Here is a 5,036-nt window from a genome sequence, read left to right as displayed (position 1 = left end):
AGCGGGATTCCCGCGCTCGTCAACAGCGCGCGCGTTTCGAAGAGCGGCAGGCCGACGACGTTCGAATGGCTCCCCGACAGGAATCGCACAAAGGTTTCGGCGCGCCCCTGGATCGCATAGCCGCCCGCCTTGCCCATGCCTTCGCCCGTTTCGACATAGCGGTCGATCTCGGCGGCGCTCAGCGCCTTGAAGGCGACAATCGTGTCGACGACGCGGACGCGCGGGCGATCATCGGTCCCGACGACGCAAACGCCCGACCACACATGGTGGCGCCGCCCCGACAGCAGCGCGAGCATGCGGCGCAGGTCCGCTTCGTCGGCCGGCTTTTCGAGGATGCGGCGCCCGACCGCCACCGTCGTATCGCCCGCGAGGACGACCTCGCCCGGCGCGCGCGCGACCGCGAGCGCCTTGCCCCGCGCGAGCCGGGCGACATAATCGCGCGGCAGCTCGCCCTTCAGCGGCGTCTCGTCGATTTCAGGCGCCGCGATGCGCGCGGGCTCCAGCCCGATCCGCGCCAGCAATTCGCGCCGCCGCGGCGAGGTCGAGGCCAGAACCAGCGCGGGCGATTTAGGGTTCGAACCCATGCCGCCGCGCTCACTTGAAGCGATAGGTGATCCGACCCTTGGTCAGGTCATAGGGGGTGAGTTCGACGAGCACCTCGTCGCCCACGAGAACGCGGATGCGATTCTTGCGCATCTTGCCGGCCGTGTGGCCCAGGATCTCGTGATCATTTTCCAGTTTGACGCGAAACATCGCGTTGGGCAGCAGTTCGACCACTTGGCCGCGCATTTCCAGAAGTTCTTCTTTCGCCATCAGTCCTCTATGGGTCGAAAATTCAAGGATGCGCGCCCATAACCGCAATTTGCGGCAATTGAAAGCAATCTGTCACACGCCCAACTTTCGTCATGCCGGACTTGATCCGGCATCCATTGTTCCATCGACCGGGGGTGGACCCTGGATCAAGTCCGGGGTGACGATATTGATGGGTCAGGACACCAGCCGCAGCCGCCGCGCGATGCGCCAGCCCACAGTTTTCGCCCACGCATAGCTCGGCCAGCGCGGCGGCATCGCGGGGTCGAGCCCCAGGCGGCGCAGCGTCGCATTCGCGGCGTGCGCCTCGGACTCGCGATAGCTCCACTCGCTTCGCCAGGTGATCGACAGCGAGATCGACGGCGCATCGCCGTTGGCGACGAAATGCGGCGCCATCACCGGCATCAGCACCGCATCGCCGGGGTTCAGCGGCACCTGCTGCGCATCGCCATGATAGTCGTCCTGCCAGGGCAGGTTGCGGTGGCCGCCGGTGTGATAGCGTTCATGCTCGCGGCGGTGCGCAAAGCGTTCGTCGCCGGAAGGCCATACATTCATCACCTTCGTGCCCCGAAGCTGGAGCAGGATGTTATGCTCGGGATCGAAGTGGAACGGCGTGATCGATCCCGGCGACGAGATGAAGATGAAACCCTGCGGCGTCAGCATCGCACCCGTGCGCGGCTCGACAACGGGCTCCAACTCGCCGAGCAAGTCCATCAGCAGGGTGCGATAGGCATCGACATTCTCGATATTCTTGAGCACCGCCCAGCTGCCGTTGCTGTCGATCGTCCGGATCGTCTCGCCGATCGACAGGCCGTTCGACGGGATATCTTCGGGGTGGATGCCGATCGGGACATTGCCCGGATTATATTCGACCTCGCTCGCGGGCAGGCTTTCGCCGAGCTGTGCCAGCGCTTCGAGCGACAGCAACGGATGATCGGGCAGATGATGATGGAGCAGCCCCGCTTGCAGCGGATAGAGCGCCGCCATCCGTTCGAGCGTTTCGGCAGGGAATACGGGCTGGGTGATCGACTGATGCGCGGTCATGACGGACTTTCTACTTCATTTTCGGCCGCCGCGGCACCCTTCCAGCGCCGCCAGAGCCGCTCGGTCTTCGTCAGCATGGCAAAGCGGAGCCGGTCGGATGCCGCCGATAAAGGAACATTGACCCACAGGAGCGCGCGGCGTTCGCGCCAGACGCTGTCGATCATCGGATGGCCGGGCGCGGCGCAGCTGTCGACCCAGTCGATGCGCGGGTCGTCGAGCAGGTCGAGGTTCGCCTGTTGCAGCAGAACGCCGGGTGAGAAACGGGCATAATCCTCGTCGAACGCGGTCTTGAACGAAAAACCGCCCGGCGGGCAAAGGAAGTTGACGAGCATCGCAAGCGGACGGTCATCGAGATCGAGCGCGCGCAAGTCGAGCCGGCCCGCATCGCCCGCCGCGGCGATGATGGCGCGGAACCAGGCTTGCGTGTCGCTCTGGCTCGCGAGCGCCGATCTGGCGCGCCCCTTCCAGCCGCGCGCCTCAAGGTCGAGGAAGGCATCGACCCACGGATCGATCGCCTCGCCCGGCCTCCAGCGGCGAAATTGGACCGTGCCCTGCTCCGCGAGACGGTTCGCCTGCCGCCGCAATTCCTTGCGCTTCTTCGCGCGCACCGCGGCGTCCCAATAATCCTCTGGCGACAGACTGCTTTCGAGCAGCGCGCGTTCCTCGCGGTGCACCACCTCGGCCTCGCCGCCGCGCGTCCGCGCGACATCGACCAGCGCCCGGTGGAGCGGGCCGTCCTCGGTCAGTCGCTGTACGTGCAGCAGCGTGCGCGCCCACGGCGCCGCATCGCACCAGCCGAGCAGGATCGACCAGAACAGGCTTTCGAAGCCTGCGCGCACGAGCGGTGCGCCGTGAAAATGATTGTGATGCGTCCAGCCGGTAACGTGCCGCAGCGGTATGCGGCCATAATGCGCTGCGGGGGCAAGCGGCATGATACCGATCACCGGCCCGTCGCTGCCGTCACGCACGAGGACAAGGCGCGCGTGGCGCTCGGGATCGAGCAGGTGCAGCGCCGATTGCAGGCACCAGCGCTCGGCAAAGGGATTGGGCTCGCTCGCCTCGCCGGCCAGCCGGTCCCACTGGGCGGCAAGGTCGGGTGACAGCGCCAGCGGATCGACCACGCGCACGGTGAGCGGCGCGGCTTCGGCGGCGCTCGTCGGAAAGGCAGGATGGACCGTCATCGGTGAGAGGTTAGCAGCGAAGCGTTAAAATGGGGTGGCCGAAATAACCATCGCCCCCGCGAAGGCGGGGGCCGTTATCGATTTATGCAACGCGGCTGAGTAAGGTCGCTAGCGGCCCCCGCCTTCGCGGGGGCGACGAGTTCTTCTATATCCCGAACAGCTTCGCCAGCGACTTTTCCAGCATGAAGAATTGCCAGATCAACCGCCCATGATCGCGCCGTCCCGACTGGTGTGCGGCGACGATGCGTTCGATCTCGGCCATATCGAACCAGCCCGAGCGCGCGAGCGTCGACGAGGTCGCCAGCGCCTTCGCCTGTTCGACGAGCGGCCCGCGGAACCAGTGCGACACCGGCGTCACAAACCCCATCTTGGGGCGATAGAGAATGTCATGCGGCAGATAGCGTTCCATCGCCTGCTTCATGATCGCCTTGCCCGTCCCGCGCTTGACGCGCATCGACGCGGGCAGGCTCGCGGCAAATTCGATCAGCCGATAATCGAGCAAGGGCTCGCGCGCCTCGAGGCTGACCGCCATGCTCATCCGGTCGGTCTTGGTCAGGATGTCGCCGGGCAGCCAGATTTGCAGGTCGGCATATTGCGCGCGGTCGAGCGGCTCGCGCGCAGGCGCCTCGGCCATCGTCTTCCAATAGCGTGTCTCGGCAACATGATCGCCGAGCGCATGGTGCGCGGCATCGTTGAACAGGCGCGAGCGCTGCGCCGGCCCCGTCACCCCGACCGCTTCGGCATAGCCCTCCGCCCCGCTCTTCGAGAGGCTGGCGAGCGTCGCACGCGCGCGCAGCGGACGCGGCGCCCAATCCATCTGCGGCCAGACATGCGACAACGGGCCGAGCACGCCGCGGCGCAGGAAGCCTGGGATCAACCCGCGCAGTTTCTCTTCCTGATGCTGGAACACGAGGCGGCGGTATCCGGCGAAGGCCTCGTCGGCGCCATCGCCGGAGAGGGCCACGGTGACTTCCTCGCGCGCGAGTTCGCAGACGCGATAGGTCGGCAGCGCGCTTGCATCGGCAAAGGGCTCGTCGAACTGGTCGGCGATCTTGTCGACGAGCGTGAAGTCGCCTGACGACACGGTGCGCGTGCGGTGATCGGTCGCGAAGCGCTCGGCGATCTGCTGCGCGTAGGCAGTTTCGTCGAGCGCCGCCTGATCGAACCCGATCGTGCAGGTCTTGACCGCCTTTGCGCTCGCCTCGGCCATCAGCGCGACGACCGCGCTGCTGTCGACCCCGCCCGACAGGAAGGCGCCGAGCGGCACGTCGGACACCATGCGGTCGGTGACCGCGGCGCGCATCAGATGGACAAGATGCTCGGCCGCCTCGCCCTCGCTCGCGCGGATACGTTTCGAGAAATCGGGCGCCCACCAGCGCGTCGGCGCGGGCACCGGCTTGCCGCGTTCGAGCATCAGATAATGGCCCGCGGGCAGTTTCTCCACGCCCGCGACGATGCAATTGTCGTCGGGGACATAGCCAAAGGCGAGAAAATCCTCGATCGCGGTCAGGTTCGCTTCCTGTCGCAGCAGGGGATTGCGCAGCAGGCCCTTGAGTTCGGAGGCGAAGGCCACCGACCCATCGGACAGGCGGACATAATGAAGCGGCTTCACCCCCAGCCGGTCGCGCGCGAGGAACAGGCAGCCGCGCGCATGATCGTGGATCGCGAAAGCGAACATGCCGTTGAGCCGCGGCAGGCAGTCGGGGCCCCATTGGCGCCACGCGGCGATGATGACCTCGGTATCGCCGCTGGTGCGGAAGCGGTGGCCGCGATCCTCGAGTTCGGCGCGCAGTTCGCGAAAATTGTAGATTTCGCCGTTATAGGTGAGCGTGACGGATTCGTCGTCGCTCGCCATCGGCTGCGGGCTGCCCTCGATGTCGATGATCGACAGGCGGAGATGCCCAAGGCCGACGCCGGGCGCGGTCCATTCGCCCGACCCGTCGGGGCCGCGATGCTGCATCGGCTGGAGCATCGCGCGCAGGCGGGCCGGGTCGACCGGCT

Annotated in this window: 5 protein-coding genes; all 5 read right to left on the bottom strand. The window is 66.5% G+C overall.

Going from position 1 to position 5,036, the window contains the following annotated elements:
• Window positions 1–584 (bottom strand): Maf family protein (locus VJ811_RS15575; RefSeq protein WP_324073985.1); only part of this gene is annotated, 584 nt, incomplete at its 3' end.
• Window positions 585–594: 10 nt separating this feature from the next.
• A complete protein-coding gene (gene infA, locus VJ811_RS15570; RefSeq protein ID WP_010162480.1) occupies window positions 595–813 on the bottom strand; it encodes a translation initiation factor IF-1 in 219 nt (72 codons plus the stop codon).
• Between the two features lie 174 nt (window positions 814–987).
• On the bottom strand, window positions 988–1,854 hold the full coding sequence (locus VJ811_RS15565) for a cupin-like domain-containing protein (RefSeq protein WP_324073983.1): 867 nt from the start codon (window positions 1,852–1,854) through the stop codon (window positions 988–990).
• Window positions 1,851–3,035, bottom strand: a complete 1,185-nt coding sequence (locus VJ811_RS15560; RefSeq protein WP_324073980.1) for a GNAT family N-acetyltransferase — start codon at window positions 3,033–3,035, stop codon at window positions 1,851–1,853. Before VJ811_RS15560 ends, VJ811_RS15565 begins: the two co-directional genes overlap by 4 nt.
• Window positions 3,036–3,180: 145 nt before the next feature.
• On the bottom strand, window positions 3,181–5,036 hold a 1,856-nt coding region (locus tag VJ811_RS15555; protein ID WP_324073978.1), incomplete at its 5' end, for an XrtA/PEP-CTERM system amidotransferase.

The organism is Sphingopyxis sp. (assembly GCF_035250425.1).
GTDB lineage: Bacteria > Pseudomonadota > Alphaproteobacteria > Sphingomonadales > Sphingomonadaceae > Sphingopyxis.
Note: the sequence above shows the minus strand (reverse complement) of the source record. Positions and strands in the feature narration are given on the sequence as shown.